At 69.0% G+C, this 18,058-nt stretch carries 14 protein-coding genes and 1 pseudogene; 9 read left to right on the forward strand and 6 right to left on the reverse strand.

The window, feature by feature from the left end; translation table 11 throughout:
* Positions 1-21 precede the first annotated feature (21 nt).
* The 5 genes from HDA40_RS23560 (at position 22) to HDA40_RS23580 (ending at position 5,784) form a co-directional block, all read left to right on the forward strand.
* Complete coding sequence (locus HDA40_RS23560; RefSeq protein ID WP_253759441.1) at positions 22-1,692, forward strand: ABC transporter substrate-binding protein; 1,671 nt, start codon at positions 22-24, stop codon at positions 1,690-1,692.
* Between the two features lie 79 nt (positions 1,693-1,771).
* The gene (locus HDA40_RS23565; RefSeq protein ID WP_253759443.1) at positions 1,772-2,776 is read left to right on the forward strand and encodes an ABC transporter permease; all 1,005 of its coding nucleotides are present in this window, start codon (positions 1,772-1,774) and stop codon (positions 2,774-2,776) included.
* 86 nt (positions 2,777-2,862) lie between these two features.
* Positions 2,863-3,822, forward strand: a complete 960-nt coding sequence (locus HDA40_RS23570) for an ABC transporter permease (protein ID WP_253763757.1) — start codon at positions 2,863-2,865, stop codon at positions 3,820-3,822.
* 1 nt (position 3,823) lies between these two features.
* Positions 3,824-4,795, forward strand: a complete 972-nt coding sequence (locus HDA40_RS23575; protein WP_253759445.1) for an ABC transporter ATP-binding protein — start codon at positions 3,824-3,826, stop codon at positions 4,793-4,795.
* Positions 4,792-5,784 (forward strand): ABC transporter ATP-binding protein, encoded by a 993-nt coding sequence (locus HDA40_RS23580; protein ID WP_253759447.1) that lies wholly within the window; start codon positions 4,792-4,794, stop codon positions 5,782-5,784. The genes HDA40_RS23575 and HDA40_RS23580 overlap by 4 nt, the downstream gene beginning before the upstream one ends.
* A gap of 9 nt (positions 5,785-5,793) precedes the next feature.
* On the opposite strand, the gene HDA40_RS23585 is transcribed toward HDA40_RS23580, so the two are convergent.
* From HDA40_RS23585 to HDA40_RS23595, 3 genes and pseudogenes are all read right to left on the reverse strand, one after another.
* Positions 5,794-6,765, reverse strand: a complete 972-nt coding sequence (locus tag HDA40_RS23585) for a hypothetical protein (protein ID WP_253759449.1) — start codon at positions 6,763-6,765, stop codon at positions 5,794-5,796.
* A 202-nt stretch (positions 6,766-6,967) separates the two neighbouring features.
* A pseudogene (locus tag HDA40_RS23590) lies at positions 6,968-7,198 on the reverse strand (hypothetical protein); the annotation flags it as partial.
* Between the two features lie 39 nt (positions 7,199-7,237).
* A complete protein-coding gene (locus HDA40_RS23595) occupies positions 7,238-7,885 on the reverse strand; it encodes an HNH endonuclease family protein (RefSeq protein ID WP_253759453.1) in 648 nt (215 codons plus the stop codon).
* Positions 7,886-7,983: 98 nt separating this feature from the next.
* Between HDA40_RS23595 and HDA40_RS23600 the strand changes: the two genes are divergently transcribed.
* Positions 7,984-9,423: an MFS transporter gene (locus tag HDA40_RS23600; RefSeq protein WP_372503178.1), complete on the forward strand. Its 1,440-nt coding sequence runs from the start codon at positions 7,984-7,986 to the stop codon at positions 9,421-9,423.
* 111 nt (positions 9,424-9,534) lie between these two features.
* On the opposite strand, the gene leuA is transcribed toward HDA40_RS23600, so the two are convergent.
* The gene (leuA, locus tag HDA40_RS23605; RefSeq protein WP_253759456.1) at positions 9,535-11,247 is read right to left on the reverse strand and encodes a 2-isopropylmalate synthase; all 1,713 of its coding nucleotides are present in this window, start codon (positions 11,245-11,247) and stop codon (positions 9,535-9,537) included.
* A 277-nt stretch (positions 11,248-11,524) separates the two neighbouring features.
* Between leuA and HDA40_RS23610 the strand changes: the two genes are divergently transcribed.
* Both HDA40_RS23610 and HDA40_RS23615 read left to right on the forward strand, forming a co-directional pair.
* Positions 11,525-12,799 carry an MFS transporter gene (locus HDA40_RS23610; protein WP_253759458.1) on the forward strand — a complete coding sequence of 425 codons (1,275 nt, stop codon included), beginning with the start codon at positions 11,525-11,527 and terminating at the stop codon, positions 12,797-12,799.
* A 127-nt stretch (positions 12,800-12,926) separates the two neighbouring features.
* Complete coding sequence (locus HDA40_RS23615) at positions 12,927-14,474, forward strand: DUF11 domain-containing protein (protein WP_253759460.1); 1,548 nt, start codon at positions 12,927-12,929, stop codon at positions 14,472-14,474.
* A gap of 60 nt (positions 14,475-14,534) precedes the next feature.
* Here the strand turns inward: HDA40_RS23615 and HDA40_RS23620 are convergent, their stop codons facing one another.
* Together HDA40_RS23620 and HDA40_RS23625 are read right to left on the reverse strand one after the other, a co-directional pair.
* A complete protein-coding gene (locus HDA40_RS23620; protein ID WP_253759469.1) occupies positions 14,535-15,602 on the reverse strand; it encodes an aspartate-semialdehyde dehydrogenase in 1,068 nt (355 codons plus the stop codon).
* Between the two features lie 4 nt (positions 15,603-15,606).
* Positions 15,607-16,872 (reverse strand): aspartate kinase, encoded by a 1,266-nt coding sequence (locus tag HDA40_RS23625; RefSeq protein ID WP_253759471.1) that lies wholly within the window; start codon positions 16,870-16,872, stop codon positions 15,607-15,609.
* Positions 16,873-17,197: 325 nt separating this feature from the next.
* Between HDA40_RS23625 and HDA40_RS23630 the strand changes: the two genes are divergently transcribed.
* Positions 17,198-17,992 (forward strand): hypothetical protein, encoded by a 795-nt coding sequence (locus HDA40_RS23630; RefSeq protein ID WP_253759473.1) that lies wholly within the window; start codon positions 17,198-17,200, stop codon positions 17,990-17,992.
* The last annotated feature ends 66 nt before the right edge of the window (positions 17,993-18,058 follow it).

Below are 18,058 nucleotides of genomic sequence, written 5' to 3' on the forward strand. Positions count from 1 at the left end.
CACAGGACAGAGGTGAACCATATGAGCGCCTCAAGGCTCCGAACCGTTACCGCGGTCCTCGCAGCCTCGGTGGCCGTTTCGCTGGCCCTGGCCGGATGCCAGAGCAAGCGGGATGACACATCAACCTCCACGAAGAAGGACAAGCTCGTCTTCGGGGTGGCCGGCGACGCGAAGGTCATGGACCCCGCGTTGGCGAGCGACGGAGAGTCGTTCCGGGTCGCGCGCCAGATGTTCGAGGGTCTGGTCAAGCCGGAAGAGGGTGGCACGAAGATCGTGCCGTCCCTGGCCGAGAGCTGGACGCCGGACGCGGCGGGTACGACGTGGACGTTCAAGCTGAAGACGGGCGTCAAGTTCCACGACGGCACCGACTTCAACGCCGAGGCCGTCTGCACCAACTTCAACCGCTGGTACAACTGGTCCGGCCTGATGCAGAACCAGGACATCTCGTCGTACTGGCAGGACGTCTTCGGTGGCTTCGCCAAGAACGAGTCCGCCGAGCTTCCGCCGAGCCTCTTCAAGAGCTGCACGGCCAAGGACGCGGCGACGGTTGACATCGCCCTCACCCGGGTCACCTCCAAGTTCCCGGCGGCGCTCGCGCTGCCCGCGTTCTCGATGCAGAGCCCGAAGGCGCTCAAGGACTTCGAGGCCGACAAGGTGGGCGGCACCGCCGACAACATCACCTACCCGGCGTACGCGCAGGAGCACCCGGTCGGCACCGGCCCCTACAAGTTCGTCAAGTGGGACCACACCAACAAGGCCGTCGAGCTGGTCGCGAACGACAGCTACTCCGGGGACAAGGCGAAGATCAAGACCCTGATCTTCAAGACCATCTCCGACCTGACCGCCCGCAAGCAGGCGCTGCGCAGCGGTGAGATCCAGGGCTACGACCTGGTCGCCCCGGCGGACATGAAGCCGCTGAAGGACGAGGGCTTCAACGTCCTGCCCCGGCCGGCGTTCAACATCCTCTACCTGGCGATCAACCAGAGCGGCAACCCGGCGCTCAAGGACGTCCGGGTCCGGCAGGCGATCGCGTACGCGGTCAACCGCCAGGCCATCGTGGACTCCAAGTTCCCGACGGGCTCGTCGGTGGCGCTGGAGTTCCAGCCGCCCGGTCTCGACGGTTACAACGACGCCGTGACCAAGTACGACTACAACGTCGACAAGGCCAAGCAGCTCCTGGCCGACGCCAAGGCGACGAACCTGAAGCTGGACTTCTACTACCCGACCGAGGTCACTCGGCCGTACATGCCGGCGCCGAAGGACATCTTCGAGCTGATCACCGCCGACCTCGCCAAGGTGGGCATCACGGTCACGCCGCACGCGCTGAAGTGGAGCCCGGATTACCTCAACGCGGTGCAGACGGGCAAGAAGCACGATCTGCACCTGCTGGGCTGGACCGGTGACTACGCGGACGCGTACAACTTCATCGGCACCATGTTCGACCGCCAGAAGGGCGAGTGGGGCTTCAACAACCCTGAGCTGTTCGCGCAGTTCAAGGAGGCCGACAGCGAGCCGGATCAGGCGAAGCGGGTCGAGAAGTACAAGGCCCTGAACGCCAAGGTCATGGAGTTCCTGCCGGGTGTGCCGATCGCGCACGGTCCGCCGGCGATCGTCTTCGGCAAGGACGTGACCGGGGTCAAGCCCAGTCCGTTGACCGACGAGAAGTTTGCGACGGCGTACTACACGTCCTGATTCCCCACATAACGCCTAGGCGGCACACGGCAATGCCCGTGTGCCGCCTAGCCGTGGCACACCCACAAGGACGCCGCCCATGTTCCGTTACATCGTCCGGCGACTGCTCCAGCTCATACCCACGCTGCTGGGCTTGTCGCTGATCCTCTTCCTCTGGCTGCATCGGCTGCCCGGCGGACCCGAGACCGCGATCCTCGGTGAACGCGGTACGCCCGAGACGCGCCTCAAGCTGCGCCACGACCTCGGCCTTGACCAGCCATTGTGGATCCAATACGCCCGGTTCATGCGCCGCCTGATCACCGGTGACCTCGGGGTGTCGATCAACACGCACCGCCCGGTGACCACCGAGTTCATGGAACGTTTCCCGGGCACCGTCGAGCTGACCGTCTCCGCCCTGATCATCGCCATCGGCCTGGGCATTCCGCTCGGCTACCTGGCCGCCCGCAAGCGCGGCGGTCTCCTGGACTACTCCTCGGTCGCGGGTTCCCTGCTCGGCGTCTGCGTCCCGATCTTCGTGCTGGCGTACCTGATCAAGGAGGTCTTCGCCGTCAAGCTGGGCTGGTTCCCGTCGGCCGGGCGGCAGGACGTCACGATCGACGCGACCCGCGTCACCAACTTCTACGTCCTCGACGGCATCCTCACCGGTGAGTGGGACGCGGCCGCCGACGCGCTGAAGCACCTGATCCTGCCGGCGATGACCCTGGCGACCATTCCGCTCGCCATCATCGTGCGGATGACGCGGGCCAGCGTCCTGGAAGTCCTCGGCGAGGACTACGTCCGGACCGCGCAGGCCAAGGGCCTGACCGAACGCACCGTACGCGGCCGGCACATCATGCGGAACGCGCTGCTCCCCGTCGTGACCACGATCGGCCTGCTCACCGGTGGTCTGCTCTCCGGCGCGGTGTTGACCGAGACGGTGTACGCCTTCACCGGGATCGGCCAGTTCATCGCCGAGTCGATCGACCATCGGGACTATCCGGTGCTCATGGGCTTCATCATGTTCGTGGCGATCATCTACGTCACCGTCAACCTGCTCGTCGACGTCGCGTACGGCGTCATCGACCCGAGAGTGAGGGTGCGATGACCCCCGACAATCTGACTCCCGAGGCAGCCGCTTCGGGCGCGACCGCGCCGGAGCAGCGTCAGGACGAGGCGACCGGGCTCAAGGGGCTGACCCCGAAGGCGAAGAAGCAGCGGCTCGACCGGCTTGCCGAGCTGGCCGCGGTGCACGCCGACGAGAAGGGCCGCAGCCTCTGGGCCGAGGCGTTCCGCCGCGTACGCCGCAATCCCGCCGCCATCATCGGTGCGGGCATCCTGCTGATCTTCGTGCTGGTCGCGATCATCGGCCCGTTCCTCGTCCCGTACAGCCCGACCTCCACCGCCTGGGCCGACCAGGTGAAGGAGGGCCAGAACATCATTCCCGGGCCGAGTTCCGAGCATTGGTTCGGGCTGGACCACAACGGACGGGACGAGTTCAGCCGGGTCATCGTCGGAGCCCGGCAGACGCTGCTGGTCGGCGTCGTCGCCACGTCGCTGGGTCTGCTCGTGGGCTGCCTGCTCGGCGGGCTCGCGGGTTCGGCGTACGCGTTGGGCGGCCGTCGCGGACGGCAGGTCGACAACGCCATCATGCGGGTCGTCGACATGCTCCTGGCGATGCCGAGCCTGCTGCTGGCGGTGAGCGTCGCGGCCTTGCTCGGACCGAGTCTGATCACCGTCATGATCGCCGTCGGGGTGATCTCGGTGCCGGTCTTCGCCCGGCTGCTCCGCGGTTCGATGATCTCTCAGGGCCATTCGGAATACGTCACCGCGGCCACCGCGCTCGGCGTACGCCGGGGCCGGATCGCTGTCGCCCACGTGCTGCCGAACTCGCTCGCGCCGGTACTCGTGCAGGCGACGTTGACGCTGGCCACGGCCATCATCGAGGCGGCCGCGCTGTCCTTCCTGGGCCTCGGCAACCCCGACCCGGCGGTGCCGGAGTGGGGCGTCATGCTGACCGACGCGCTGACCCGTCTCGAGGTGGCGCCCCGGCTCACGATCTATCCCGCCGTCGGGATCATCATCACCGCGTTCGGGTTCACGCTGCTCGGCGAGGCGATGCGTGAGGCGCTCGATCCGAAGCTGAGGAAGTGACATGGCGCTGTTGGAAGTGCAAGACCTCGGCGTCACGTTCCACGCCGATCGCGACGTCCGAGCGGTGGACGGCGTCTCGTTCACCGTCGACGCCGGTCAGGTGGTCGGGCTGGTGGGGGAGTCGGGGTGCGGCAAGTCCGTCACCTCGCTCGCCCTGATCGGCCTGCTCCCGCATCAGAACACCAAGCGCGTGCAGGTGGACGGCAGCGCCAAGTTCGACGGGCTCGACCTGTTGCGGGCTGACCGGCGTACGCTGCGCGACATCCGGGGCCGGGAGATCGCGATGATCTTCCAGGACCCGCTGTCCTCGTTGAACCCGGTCGTGCCGATCGGAGTGCAGGTCGCCGAGGTGCTGGTACGCCACCGGGGCCTCGGCAAGCACGAGGCGGAGCGGCGTTCGGCCGAGTTGCTCGATCGCGTCGGCATCCCGGACCCGCGACGGCGGCTGAAGGAGTACCCGCATCAGCTGTCGGGCGGGATGCGCCAGCGGGCGCTGATCGCGATGGCGGTGGCCTGTCGGCCCCGCCTGCTCATCGCCGACGAGCCGACGACCGCGCTGGACGTGACCATTCAGGCCCAGATCCTGGAGTTGCTGAAGGAGTTGGTCCGGGAGGACGGCACGGCGCTGATCATGATCACGCACGATCTCGGTGTGGTCGCCGGGCTCTGCGACAGCGTCAACGTCCTGTACGCCGGACGGGTGGTGGAGAGCGCCGGCCGCCATGAGCTGTTCGGCCACCCCACGCACCCGTACACGGTGGGGCTGCTGAACTCGATTCCCCGCCTCGACGCCCTGCGCGGCGAGGAGCTGACCCCCATCCGGGGCTCGGTACGCGACGTCCTGGCCTGGTCGGCGGGGTGCGCGTTCGCGCCCCGATGCGACCGGGCGATCGACACCTGCCTGACCGGCCCGCCGCCCCTGGAGGGCGACCGGCATGCCTACCGCTGCGTCAACCCGGAGGTCGCGCCGTGACCGCACTGGTGGAGATCAAGGATCTGCAGGTCCATTTCCCGATCCTGCGTGGTGTCGTGTTCGACCGGGTCGTCGGCCACGTCAAGGCGGTTGACGGGGTGACCCTCAGCGTGCCCCGGGGCAAGACGTACGGGCTGGTCGGCGAGTCGGGCTGTGGCAAGACGACGCTGGGCCGGGCGCTGTTGCGCCTGGTCGAGCCGACCGGCGGCTCGGCGCTGTTCGACGGGACCGACCTGACCAGCCTGAGCCCGTCCGCGTTGCGGGGGATGCGGCGGCGGATGCAGATGATCTTTCAGGATCCGCTGTCCTCGCTGGATCCCCGGCAGAACGTCGAGTCCATCCTGACCGAGGGCCTGGCCGCGCACGGGATCGGCGCCGATCGGGCCGAGCGGCGGGACATCGTCTGCGAGACGCTGGACGCGGTCGGCCTGCCCCGCTGGGCGCTGTCCCGCTACCCGCACGAGTTCTCCGGCGGGCAGCGGCAGCGCATCGGCATCGCCCGCGCCCTGGTCCTCAATCCGGATCTGATCGTCGCCGACGAGCCGGTGTCGGCCCTGGACGTCTCGATCCAGGCCCAGGTGGTCAACCTGCTGGGCAAGCTGCAGGCCGAGCGCGAGCTGACCTATCTCGTGATCGCGCACGACCTCGCGGTGGTGCGGCACATCTCCGACGTCGTCGGCGTGATGTACCTGGGCGCGCTGGTCGAGGAGGCCTCGTCGACCGAGCTGTACCAGCGACCGCTGCACCCCTACACGAAGGCGCTGATGTCGGCGGTTCCGGTGCCGGATCCGCTGGTCGAGGAGCGTCGCGAGCGCATCCTGCTGTCCGGCGACCTGCCCTCCCCGGCCAACCCGCCGTCGGGCTGCCGCTTCCGCACCCGGTGCCCCTGGGCTCAGGAGCGCTGCGCGCAGGAGCGCCCGGAGCTGCGCGTACTCGCCGAGGGGCACACGGTGGCGTGCCACTTCGCCGAGGAGATCGAGAACGGCTGAGTCCTCGGGTCAGGGTGCGACACGGACCGCGTGCCGCACCCCGGCCCGAGCCCGGTCCAAATAGGCGCGGACGATCGTGGCGAGCACGGCCGCCGGGTCGATCCGCAGCTCGTTGGCGGTGAAGGTCAGGACGAGCACGCCGTATTCCGTGAAGGCCTGCTGGCGGCGCAGTCGCCGGGTCCACGCCTCGGGCGAGGGGTCCTGGTCGGGCGCGATGACTTCCAGCGCGATCGCGGTGTCGGCGATCCAGCCGTCCGGCGTCGGCAACGCCTCGCCGTCCGGCCCGAGCAGCGCGGGCTGCCAGCGGATCTCGGGCAACGCCGGATTGCTCGCGCACAGCTCCCGCAACCGGGTCAGCGGCGAACCGCGCAATCCCTGCTCCACCTCGGTGAGCGCCGCGCGCAGCAGCAGGCTCCCGCGCTTCGGCCCGTCACGCAGCTCGTCCTGCAACGCGTCCAGGGTGGTCAGCCGCCGCTGCAACGACTCCACCACCAGCGTGCGGGCCGCGTTTTGGTCCAGTCCCGGGACCATCCGCACGGTGTCGGCCACGGCTCGTGCGGGCGAGACCACCGCCATCCGGCCGATGGTGGTCGCTCTCGGATCCAATCTATGGGTACGCGAGACGGCGGCGAACCGGGCCGGCGACAGGCGTCGGCGATCCGGGATCAGCACGTGCACCAGGTCGTCAGCCGGTGCGGAGTGGACGACGTGCAGCTGAAGCGCGGTCGGCCCGGTGAGCTGCGCGGACTCCCCCGCGTACAGGAGGCTGGCGAAGGCTCGCTGCTCCCGGCTCAGCGGACCGCCATGGGTGGCGTAGACGGCGGGCAGGACGGTCTGCCAGACGCCCCGCTCCAACCGCCAGCGCAGTGCGCCCTTCGTCAGGGAGTCGGGCATGCCGCCGAGGACCTGGTCCCGCCGGACCAGGCCGTATTGCTTCTCCAGCAGCCCGTCCAGGTCGGGGCGCGGCCATCGCCTCGGCATGGCGGCCAGCCTGCCGGAGCGAGGCGTTCCCTGTTAAGTGCCTGTGGATAACGATTCTTCATCAAAGACCCAGGTCAGGACGCTGTCACAACACCACTGGGGCTTTGATCACCTTTCGCAGCGCTTGGGCTGCGTCGACCACACCGCGCTGCGTCGACCACACAACGCTGGGCGGTCGCTGCGCTGGGCGTATCCCTTGTCCCTAGCCTTCGGGCCGGTGGAGCAAGCCGACCGCGAGCTGATGCACCGCCTGGAGGTCGTCCGGGGCGACCAGCGGGACCGCACCACCCGTGATCTTGTACCACTCCGCCGCACCCTTGTACTGCACGGACGTCCGGGCTGTGGCACCGTCGAGCGTGGTACGCAGCGTGAGATCGCCGGTGACCACACCCACCTCGTCGGTCATCACCCCACCGGGGCCGGGCACGATGTCGGTGACGAGTTCGGCGGGCGTGGTCATCCGGGTCTCCTGTCAGGCGCAGGTCTTGAGCATCGCGGAGAGGGCGTCCTTCTCCTTGGCCGTGATCGTGAGCTTGTAGTACGCCTTCACGGTGATCCAGTCCTGGGCGTAGACGCACCAGGCGTCCTGCGACGGCGGCTTCCACGTCGACGGGTCCTGGTCGCCCTTGGACCGGTTGGAGCTGGCCGAGACGGCGAACAGCTGCGGGCGCTCCATGTCGTTGGCGAAGTCGGACCGCTGCTCGTCGGTCCACTTGTCGGCACCCGACCGCCAGGCGTTGGCCAGCGGCACCATGTGGTCGATGTCGACCTTGGTCAGCTCGGTCTGGGTGGTGTCGTCGTACCAGCTCGCCCAGCTGCCGCCGGTGACGTTGCAGCCGCTGAGCTTGACGTTCTTGCCGTCGCGCTGCAGGACCTTGTCCCGGACGTCGCAACCGGTCCCGGCGCTGCGCCAATGGGGGAACCGATCGCGCGAGTACCCGGTCATCGGGTGCGCGTCGGCGATCTTGAGGCTCGCGAGGGCGGTCGAGACCGCCCCAGCGGCGGTGGGCTTGAGCCCACCCGTGGATGAGGATGGGCTCGCGAGCGGATCCTCGGTGCAGCCCGCGGCGAACACGAGGGCGGCGGCGAGCGCGCCGATGAGGCGAAGGGGGGTACGCACGCTGAGAGTCTCCCTTGGACCGAGGGGGTGTGGTAAGGATTCTCCCGCGCGTCGGCGTGTCAAACCTCCCTGGGCGACTTGACTGCCCAAGGAAGATGGTGATCGTGACGGAGCTGCGCCTCGGGACGACGGCGGGCCGGGCGACCCTGGCCGCGGCGGTGCTCGCCAGCGGCATGGCCTTCCTGGACACCACGATCGTCACCGTGGCGCTGCCGGCGATCGGCGAGGATCTCAGCGCCAAGCTGTCCGGTCTCCAATGGACCGTCACCGGCTACACCCTGACGCTGGCCGCGTTCGTGCTGCTCGGCGGGGCGCTCGGCGATCGGCACGGCCGCCGGAAGATCTTCCTGATCGGCGTCGGCTGGTTCACCCTGGCCTCCATCGCCTGCGGCTTCGCCCCGACGATCGAGGCGCTGATCGCCGCCCGCATCCTCCAAGGCGTCGGTGCCGCCCTGCTCACCCCTGGTTCGATGGCCATCCTGCAGGCGTCGTTCGCGCCGGAGGACCGGTCGAAGGCGATCGGCGCGTGGTCGGGACTGTCCGGGGTGTCCACCGCGATCGGCCCGTTCATCGGCGGCTGGCTGATCGACGTGCTGAACTGGCAGGCGGTGTTCTTCCTCAACGTCCCGCTCGCCCTCGCGGTGTGCTGGCTCGCCCGGCGGATGCCGGAAAGCCGCAACCTGATCGCGCGGCACACACGGTTCGACGTCGCGGGCGCCGTGCTGGGCGCGCTCGGCCTCGCCGGATTCACGTACGCCCTGATCGCCACGCCGGAAGAGGGCTTCGGCAGCCCAGAGGTCTGGGCCGGCTTCGCCGTCGGCGTGTTCTGCCTGTTCACCTTCATCGCCGTGGAACGCCGCCGGAGCCGTCCGGGCGTCGGCATCTCCGACCACGAAGGGCGTCCCCGCATCGTCGCCATGATGCCGACGTCGCTGTTCGGCTCGCGTACGTTCAGCCTGCTCAACGCGTACACGGTCGTCGTCTATGGCGCGATGGGCGGACTGCTGTTCTTCCTCGCCATCCAGCTGCAGACGGTGTCGGGCTACTCCGCGCTGGAAGCCGGGATCGCCACCCTCCCGATGACGTTGCTACTGCTGGTGGGCTCCGGACGCAGCGCCGCACTGGCCGCCCGGATCGGTCCCCGGCCGCAACTGGTCCTCGGCCCGATCCTCTGCGCCGGCGGCACGCTCCTGCTCCTCGCCGTCGACGAGAACACCCTCTACTGGCGAGACGTCCTACCCGGCGCGATCGTCTTCGGCCTCGGCCTGACCCTCCAAGTCGCCCCGCTGACCGCCTCGGTCCTCGCCGCCGTCGACGACGCGTACGCGGGCATCGCGAGCGGGATCAACAACGCCGCCGCCCGCGCCGCCTCGTTGCTGGCCGTCGCCGGGCTGCCGATGATCGTCGGGCTCGCCGGAGCGGCGTACGCGAACCCGGAAGCCTTCAACTCCGGCTACCACGAGGCGTTGTGGTGGTGTGCCGGTGGTCTCGCCGCCGGGGCGGCGCTGGCCGCCTTCCTCCGCCCCCGTCGCTCCTAGCGCTCGCCCGCTCGGGCCGCCTTCAGCAGCAGATGAGGGATATGCCTGCGATCTTGGTCCAAGATCGCAGGCATATCCCTGATCTGACGGGTACGCCTGACGGAGAAGGGGTCAGCGGTTGACGGCGCTGGAGACGGCCTTCAGCGAAGCGGTGAGAATGCTGCCGTCGACCCCGACGCCCCAGCGGATCTCGCCGTCGATCTCACACTCGACGTACGCGGCCGCCTGCGCGTCGTCACCTGCGGTGAGCGCGTGCTCGGCGTAGTCCAGGACGCGTACGTTGACGCCCCGGTCGCGCAGTGCGTGGGTGAAGGCGTCGATCGGGCCGTTGCCGATGCCCTCCAGGCGGGAGTCGACCCCGTCCAGCCGGGCCTCGACGTCGATCTCGACCTTGTCATCCACAGTGGAGATCGAGTAGGAGTGCACCGTGATCCGGCGATCGGCGAAGTACTCCTGCTGGAAGATCTCCCACATGCGGCTCGGGCCGACCTCGCCGCCGGCGTCGTCGGTGTGCCGCTGGATGACGCCGGAGAACTCGATCTGCATCCGGCGCGGCAGGTCGAGGTGGTGCTCGCTCTTCATGATGTACGCGACGCCGCCCTTGCCGGACTGCGAGTTGACCCGGATGACCGCCTCGTAGCTGCGGCCCAGGTCCTTCGGGTCGATCGGCAGGTAGGGCACCGCCCAGTAGCCGTCGCCCTGGGCCTCCAGGCCCTTCTTGATGGCGTCCTGGTGGGAGCCGCTGAATGCGGTGTAGACCAGGTCGCCGGCGTACGGGTGCCGCTCGTGCACGGGCAGCTGGTTGCAGTATTCGACGGTCCGCTTGATCTCGTCGATGCCGGTGAAGTCGATCTCCGGGTCGATGCCCTGGCTGAACAGGTTCAGGCCCAGCGTCACCAGGTCGACGTTGCCCGTACGCTCGCCGTTGCCGAACAGGCAGCCCTCGACGCGCTGCGCACCGGCCAGCATCGCCAGCTCGGTGGCGGCGACGCCGGTGCCCCGGTCGTTGTGCGGGTGGACGCTCAGCACGACGCTGTCGCGTCGCGGGAGGTGCCGATGCATCCACTCGATGCTGTCCGCGTACACGTTGGGGGTGATCATCTCCACCGTGGCGGGCAGGTTGATGATCAGCGGCCGGTCCGGGCTCGGGTCGATCGCCTCGATGACCGCCGAGCAGATCTCCAGCGCGTAGTCCTGTTCCGTGCCCGTGTAGGACTCGGGGGAGTACTCGTAGTAGATCTCGGTGTCGGGGGTGTGGATCTCGGCGTACTTCTGGCACATCCGGGCGCCGTCGACGGCGATGGCGGTGATGCCGGCCCGGTCCAGCCCGAAGACGACCTTGCGCTGCACGATCGAGGTCGAGTTGTAGAAGTGCACGATCGCCCGCTTGGCGCCGCGCAGCGCCTCGAAGGTTCGGTCGATCAGGTGCTCGCGGCACTGGACCAGGACCTGGATCGTGACGTCCTCCGGGATCAGCTGCTGCTCGATCAGCTGGCGGACGAAGTCGAAGTCGGTCTGGCTGGCGGCCGGGAAGCCGACCTCGATCTCCTTGTATCCCATCCGGACCAGCAGCTCGAACATGCGGCGCTTGCGTTCGGGGGACATCGGGTCGATCAGGGCCTGGTTGCCGTCGCGCAGGTCGACGGCGCACCAGCGTGGGGCGCGCTCGACGCGGCGGGCGGGCCACTGCCGGTCGGGCAGATCGACGGCGATCTGCTCGTGGAAGGGCTGGTAACGCTCGAAAGGCATGCCGCTCGGGCGTTGGCGCGCGATGGGGTCCGCGGCGTCTTCGCTGGAACTCGGCACGATGGATACGTCCGACATAGGTCGATTCTCCCGGATGGTCAGGTGGCTCAAGGAATGCGTGTGGGCTGATTCACAGGCCGGAAGCGAGAAAATCCGGCGGGATGCGCATCGATCGACCGGCCGGGACGCGGTACGCGCGTCGCATCACCGCGACGAGATGCCGGTCTCAGGCCTCGTCGCGGCAGCGAAGGAGAAGCGCACGCCACATGACCTTGGCAACATTACCGGCAGATCACGGACCTGGTACGCACCTCCCACATCGCGGGAAGAGCGGGTTGCCGCCGGTGAACGGATCATGGTCGAATCCCGGACCATGGGGGAACGACTGCTGAACAGGATCTTGCCGCCGCCCGGACTACCCCGGCGACTGGCCGTGCAATCGGCGATCATCGCTACCGGCTCCGGCACCTTCCTCACCGGAAGCGTCGTCTTCTTCACCCAGATCGTGGGTCTCACCCCGGTGCAGATCGGCCTCGGCTTCTCGATCGTCGGCGGCGTCGGCCTGGTCGGCTCGCTCCCGCTGGGGCATCTCGCGGACCGGATGGGCGGCAAGCGCGCGTGGGTCCTCGGCGCGCTCGGTGAGGCCGCCGCGTTCGCCTGCTACCCGTTCGCGCGCGGGTTCTGGTCGTTCGTCGCCGTCATCGTGGTCGCCTCGGTCGCCGACATGCTCGCCAACGGCGGTCGCACCGTTTACACCGCCGCAGCGCTGCCCAGCGAGAGCCGGGTCCGGATCATGGCGTTCATGCGGGCGTACCTCAACGTCGGCTTCACGATCGGCGCGGGCCTGGGTGCGGCCGCGTTGGCGCTGAACTCGCACGCGGGCCTGATCGCGCTCGTCCTCGCCAACGCGTTCGGCCTGTGCGTGAACGCGTTCGTGGTGTCCCGCATGCCCACGATTCACGCGCCGCGCGAGACGCGTACCCGGACCAGCCCATGGGGCGTGCTGCGCGATCACCCCTACACCGCGCTGTCCGTACTGCTCTCGGTGATCTGGCTGCACGGCATGATCTTCAACGAGATCATGCCGCTGTGGGCCGTCACGATGACCGACGTGCCCAAGCCTGTGCTCGGCGCGCTGTTCGCGCTCAACACCGTGATGGCCGTGCTGCTTCAGGTTCCGGCCACGCGCGGCGCCGACTCGCTTTCCGGATCGGTACGCCTCATGCGGTGGGCCGGACTGGCGAGTGCGATCGCCTGTCCCGTCATCGCGTTGAGCGGGATGACGCATGGGTGGCTGACGGTGGCGGTCCTCGCCGCCGGTGTCGCGCTGACGACCGCCACGGAATTGTGGGCGTCGGCGGCCCAATGGTTCTTCCAGACCGAGATCCCGCCCGCCGACCAGCGCGGCGCGTACGTCGGGGGCAGTCGCTCGATCGCGGGCGTCGCCAAGATGGTCGGCCCGGCCTCGCTGACCTTCCTCGCCATCCAGACCGGCGGCTGGGGCTGGTGGCTCATCGCGCTGCTCTTCCTCGGTTGCACTGTCGCGATCGGACCGATCATCGGCTGGGTGGAGCGCACTCCGCGCAACGGAGCGGCCGTCCCCGCCCCGGAGCCGGTAACCGTCGCGTGATCACCAGGACCACCGGCGACGGTTGACTGCGCTAGCCTGGCGGTCCTCACGAAACCCCGTCACAACAAACCAACGGGAGGCCATTGTGCGGCAAAGAGCTGCGACATGGCGGTTTGTCGGCGTGTTCATGACCATGATCGCCGCCGCCGCCGCCGCTGTCGCCGTCGCCTTACCAGCCGAGGCGGCTGGTCCGGAGATCCACCAGGTCACGCTGACGGACGGACTTCTGCAGCCACGCTCGAGCGCGGCCGATCCAGAGAACTCCGTCCGCCTCACTCCGCAGATGGTCGCCTCGGCCGAGGGCGTCCTAACTGGACTGGTGTACAAGTATGACGTCAGCGGCCTCGCCGGAGTGGCCGGATACCGCAAGCCCTTCGACGCCTGCACCGAAGCGGCATCGATTCTGACCTGCCCGGCATCGACGGCGGTCGGGTTCCATCCCCCGGCTCCCACTTTGGCGCCTGCGCTGACCGTCTTCGCCTTGCCAGGAGTGGCGGCCGGCCTCTCTGGAACGGTCAAGTTCGAGGTCGTCGCCCCCTCAGGCACGGTGACCGCCTCGGCGCGAGTGACGGTTGCCGAGCTGGTCGACCTTACCGGTGACGGCGGCAGCACGGCGACCGTCGCACCCGGCGGTCGGTTCGACGCCGAATTCCAGGTGAAGAACACCGGCTCGCGGGCCGTTCACGGCGTGGTGGCGGGATCTGCGTCTCTTGACCAGGGCTTCCCTTACATGAACGCGATGGTCCAGCCGGCGGCGCGCTTCGAGAACTGCTTCTACTCCGGGGATCTCCTCGTGAGCTGCCGATTCGACGCTGAGCTTCTGCCCGGTCACACCTACCGATTCACGCATCCGTTGCAGGTCCGGGCTGACGCCGTGGCACCCACACGGTCTGTCGTCACACTGGACTGGTCCACGTCTGCGGAGCGTCCGGATTCGACCGGAACGGCCGGTACCAACGGCAAGCTGGCGCTGATCGATGTCACGACCGGCCTGCCGGCCGCTCCCGCCAAGGACGGCGTGGCGCAGAAGGACGTCCTGCGGTTTGCGGATGGCACGGGCGGTTTGTTAACGCGCCTCAACCACTCGGCCGCAGTTGTGACCATCCGGGGCGACCAGCGTGGAGACGCGTACGCCGTCGGCGACTCGGCGCAGGTTGCCGTGGGCGGGTCCGTCGCGGTTCAGCTGGGCCTCGGGAACAACGGGCCCGCCGCGCTCAACCTGGAACAATTCCAGCCACTGCGAGTGGTCGTCACCGCCCCGGCGGGCAGCGTCATCGTCGGGGCACCGGCCGCGTGCCAGGTCACGTCGGACAAGTCGACCGCGACCTGTCCGATCCGCGACGTCGTCGCCGCTGGGGAAAGCCGCACGCTTGACCTGACTCTGCGAGTCGATCACCTCGTCGCGGGTGCCACCGGCAGCGTCAAGGTGATCGGCACGACCGGATCGACAGCTCCCCCAGCGGCGGAGGACCTCGATCCCACCAACAACACCGCCACGATCGTGCTCACCGCGCCGACGACGTCCCCGTCCTCGTCCCCGAGCATCACCGAGCCCGGCGGGCTGCCGGTCACCGGCCTTCCGGTCGCGGTGGTGGCGGCAGCGGGTCTGCTGCTGGCCGGTACGGGCTTCGTGCTCTACCGGGTGGCCCGTCGCCGACGGTTGACGGAGATCTGACCGGCACGCATGACGAAGGCCGGCGAGGACACTGCCTCGCCGGCCTTCGGCGTACCGGGGTCAGCGGGTGGCGGGGACGAACTCCGCCGCGATCAGCTCCGCGATCTGGGCGGTGTTGAGCGCCGCGCCCTTGCGAAGGTTGTCGCCGGTGACGAAGAAGTCGAGGGCTCGCGGGTCGTCGAGCGAGCGGCGCAGGCGGCCGATCCAGGACGGGTCGGTGCCCACGGCGTCGATCGGCATCGGGAACTCGCCGTTGGCCGGGTCGTCGACGAGGATGACGCCGGGCGCGCCGCGCAGCACCTCACGGGCTCCCTCAGCGTCCACTTCGGAGCCGAAGACGGCGTGCACCGAGATCGAGTGGCCGCGGCTGACCGGCACCCGTACGCAGGTCGCGCTGACCTTGAGGTCGGGTAGCCCGAGGATCTTCCGGGACTCGTTGCGCATCTTCAGTTCCTCGGACGACCAGCCGCCGTCCTTGAGCGAACCCGCCCACGGGATGACGTTGAGCGCGACCGGAGCTGGGAAGGGGCCGAGGTCGTCGCCCACGGCGTTGCGGACGTTGCCGGTACGCGAGCCGAGCGCCCGATCTCCGGCGACTCGGGTGAGCTGGTCGTGCAGGGCGTCGACGCCGGCCTGACCGGCTCCTGAGACCGCCTGGTACGAGGCCAGCACCAGCTCCTTGAGGCCGTACTCGCGGTGCAGCGGGGCGACCGCGACGATCATGGCCAGCGTGGTGCAGTTGGCGTTGGCGATGATGCCCCGGTTCCGGTTGCGGGTCTGCTCCGGATTGATCTCGGGCACCACCAGCGGGACGTCGGGGTCCATCCGGAACGCGCCCGAGTTGTCCACGACGATCGCGCCCGCCTCGGCGGCGACCGGGGCCCAGGCGGCCGAGATCTCGTCGGGCACGTCGAACATCGCGACGTCGATGCCCTCGAACGCGTCCGTGCTGAGCGCGACGACCTCGACCTGTTCGCCCCGCACCGACAGCCGCTTGCCGGCCGAGCGCGGGGAGGCGATCAGGCGGATCTCGCCCCAGACGTTCTTGCGGCTGGTCAGGATTTCCAGCATCACGGTGCCGACAGCGCCGGTGGCGCCGACGACAGCGAGGTTCGGCAGCTTGCTCACGCGACTACCGCCCGGTGCCGGCGTAGACGATCGCCTCGGTGTCGCCGCCGAGCTCGAACGCGTCGTGCACCGCGAGGACAGCCTTGTTGAGGTCGCTGTCCCGGCAGACCACCGAGACCCGGATCTCGGAGGTCGAGATCATCTCGATGTTGACGCCCGCCTCGCCGAGGGCGGCGAAGAACCGCGCCGCGACACCGGGGTGCGAGCGCATCCCCGCGCCGACCAGCGACACCTTTCCGACATGGTCGTCGAAGAGCAGGCCCTTGAAGCCGATCGAGGACTGCACCTTCGACAGCGCCGCCATCGCGGCCGGGCCGTCGTCCTTGGGCAGCGTGAAGGAGATGTCCGTACGCCCGGTGCCCTCGGTGGAGACGTTCTGCACGATCATGTCGAGGTTGGTCTCGGCGTTGGCGACCGTCTCGAAGATGCGCGCGGCCTCGCCAGGGGTGTCCGGTACGCCGACGATGGTGATCTTGGCTTCCGAGCGGTCGTGCGCCACACCGGTGATCAGTGCCTGTTCCACGGGGAGGTCCTCCATTGATCCGGTGACCATGGTGCCGGTCTTGTCCGAGTACGACGAGCGCACGTGAATCGGCAGGTTCGCCCGCCGGGCGTACTCGACCGAACGCAGGTGCAGCACCTTCGCGCCGCACGCGCACAGTTCGAGCATCTCCTCGTAGGTGACCTGGGCGATGTGCCGGGCGTTCGGGACGATCCGGGGATCGGCCGTGAACACACCGTCCACATCGGTGTAGATCTCGCACACGTCGGCGTCCAGCGCCGCGGCCAACGCTACGGCCGTCGTGTCGGAGCCGCCCCGGCCCAGGGTGGTGATGTCCTTGGTGTCCTGGGAGATCCCTTGGAAGCCCGCGACGATTGCGATCGCGCCCTCGTCGAGGGCACCGCGCAGCCGGCCCGGCGTCACGTCGATGATCCGCGCCTTGCCGTGCACCGACGTGGTGATCACGCCGGCCTGCGACCCCGTGTAAGACCGGGCCTCGTAGCCCAGGTTGTGGATCGCCATCGCGAGCAGCGCCATCGAGATGCGCTCGCCGGCGGTCAGCAGCATGTCGAACTCGCGACCGGGCGGCAGAGGGCTGACCTGATGTGCGAGATCGATCAGCTCGTCGGTCGTGTCACCCATCGCGGAGACGACCACGACGACCTCGTCACCGGACTTGCGGGCGTTGACGATCCGCTCCGCGACCCGCTTGATCCGCTCGGCGTTCGCAACCGAGGAACCGCCGTACTTCTGCACCACCAGGGCCACGGTGCGGCTCTCCTCTCCTCGCCGGCCTGTGCCGTCAGGCTGCGCGGCCGGCTGTGTCGTCAGAAAGACGTGCACGCCCGCTGACTGCGGCGCACGGGACTTCGCGCGGGGGTGTCCGGGCGAAGGCACCTGTGAGGATACCGGTCCGCCCCCCTGATCAGCACAGTCCGTTCCCACGATCTGACCCGGCGTACAAGATCTGCGCGAGGCCGCCGGGGCGGGCGATCAGGCTGCGTCCCGGACCGCGCCGGGCCGGAAGGATTGCGGCCGAAGATCGGCTGTGTCGTTGCACACCGGCGTGGCGCGCTGGGACGAGAATTCGCCCATGCGTGTCGCCCGACCCCTTATCGCCCTCGTCGCTGTGGCGACCGCGGCCGTCCTCGCCTCCGCCTGCAGCTCGCCGCCACCGACCGAGGTCGATCCCACCACCGGCCCGGCCGCGCCGGACGACCCCCGGTCAGTCCTCGCGGCTCGCGCGGCCGCCGCGAAGGACCTGCACCAGACGGCGCTCTACTCGCTCAAGACGACCGGCCGCCCCGACCGGTCCGTGACCGTCACTCTCGCGCAGGACGGCGGGTGGAAGGTCGACGTCCCGGCCACGGCCCTGGGGGGCACGGTCGACATCTCACTGGTACGCACCTCAGGCTCGCTCTACCAGTGCGCGTTGCCGTCGGCGACCCGGCCGCAGAGTGGATGCGTACGCCTGTCGAAGGTGGTGTCGGCGTACGACCCGAAGGTCCAGCATCTGTTCACCGACTGGCTGGAGGTCTTCATGGATCGCCAGGCCGCCTTGGCGGTGACGACGGCGACGGCGCTGCCGGGCGTGCAGGGCGCCTGCTACACCGTCGACACCTCGGCGGTCTCCGTCAAGGCGCCGGTCGATCCGGGCATCTACTGCTACGCCGACAACGGGACGCTGACCGGCGCCCGGACCAGCGTCGGAACGCTCACTCTCGTCGGCGCGCCGACGCCCGCGCCGCCGACGATCACGTTGCCGGGCGCGGTCATCCCGGGGCAGCCGTTGGTGAACGCGTCGCCGCCCGCGCCGTCGCTCACCCCGAGCGCCAGCGGTACGCCCAGTGGAAAGCCTTCTGTGACACCCACCACAAGCAGGCGTTGAGGCAGGTCCCAATTGGCCGGATTCGCCCGGCGCTCTCAGCGGACGTGAGTATCGTGGGCGGCCATA

It is taken from the genome of Hamadaea flava (genome assembly GCF_024172085.1).
GTDB lineage: Bacteria > Actinomycetota > Actinomycetes > Mycobacteriales > Micromonosporaceae > Hamadaea > Hamadaea flava.

Bases quoted from the DNA above. Each gene is read 5' to 3' on its own strand.
- HDA40_RS23630 (WP_253759473.1), top strand. From the start codon at position 17,198: ATGCGTGTCGCCCGACCCCTTATCGCCCTCGTCGCTGTGGCGACCGCG.
- HDA40_RS23560 (WP_253759441.1), top strand. From the start codon at position 22: ATGAGCGCCTCAAGGCTCCGAACCGTTACCGCGGTCCTCGCAGCCTCG.
- leuA (WP_253759456.1), bottom strand. From the start codon at position 11,247: ATGTCGGACGTATCCATCGTGCCGAGTTCCAGCGAAGACGCCGCGGAC.
- HDA40_RS23610 (WP_253759458.1), top strand. From the start codon at position 11,525: ATGGTCGAATCCCGGACCATGGGGGAACGACTGCTGAACAGGATCTTG.
- HDA40_RS23565 (WP_253759443.1), top strand. From the start codon at position 1,772: ATGTTCCGTTACATCGTCCGGCGACTGCTCCAGCTCATACCCACGCTG.
- HDA40_RS23585 (WP_253759449.1), bottom strand. From the start codon at position 6,765: ATGCCGAGGCGATGGCCGCGCCCCGACCTGGACGGGCTGCTGGAGAAG.
- HDA40_RS23575 (WP_253759445.1), top strand. From the start codon at position 3,824: ATGGCGCTGTTGGAAGTGCAAGACCTCGGCGTCACGTTCCACGCCGAT.
- HDA40_RS23615 (WP_253759460.1), top strand. From the start codon at position 12,927: ATGACCATGATCGCCGCCGCCGCCGCCGCTGTCGCCGTCGCCTTACCA.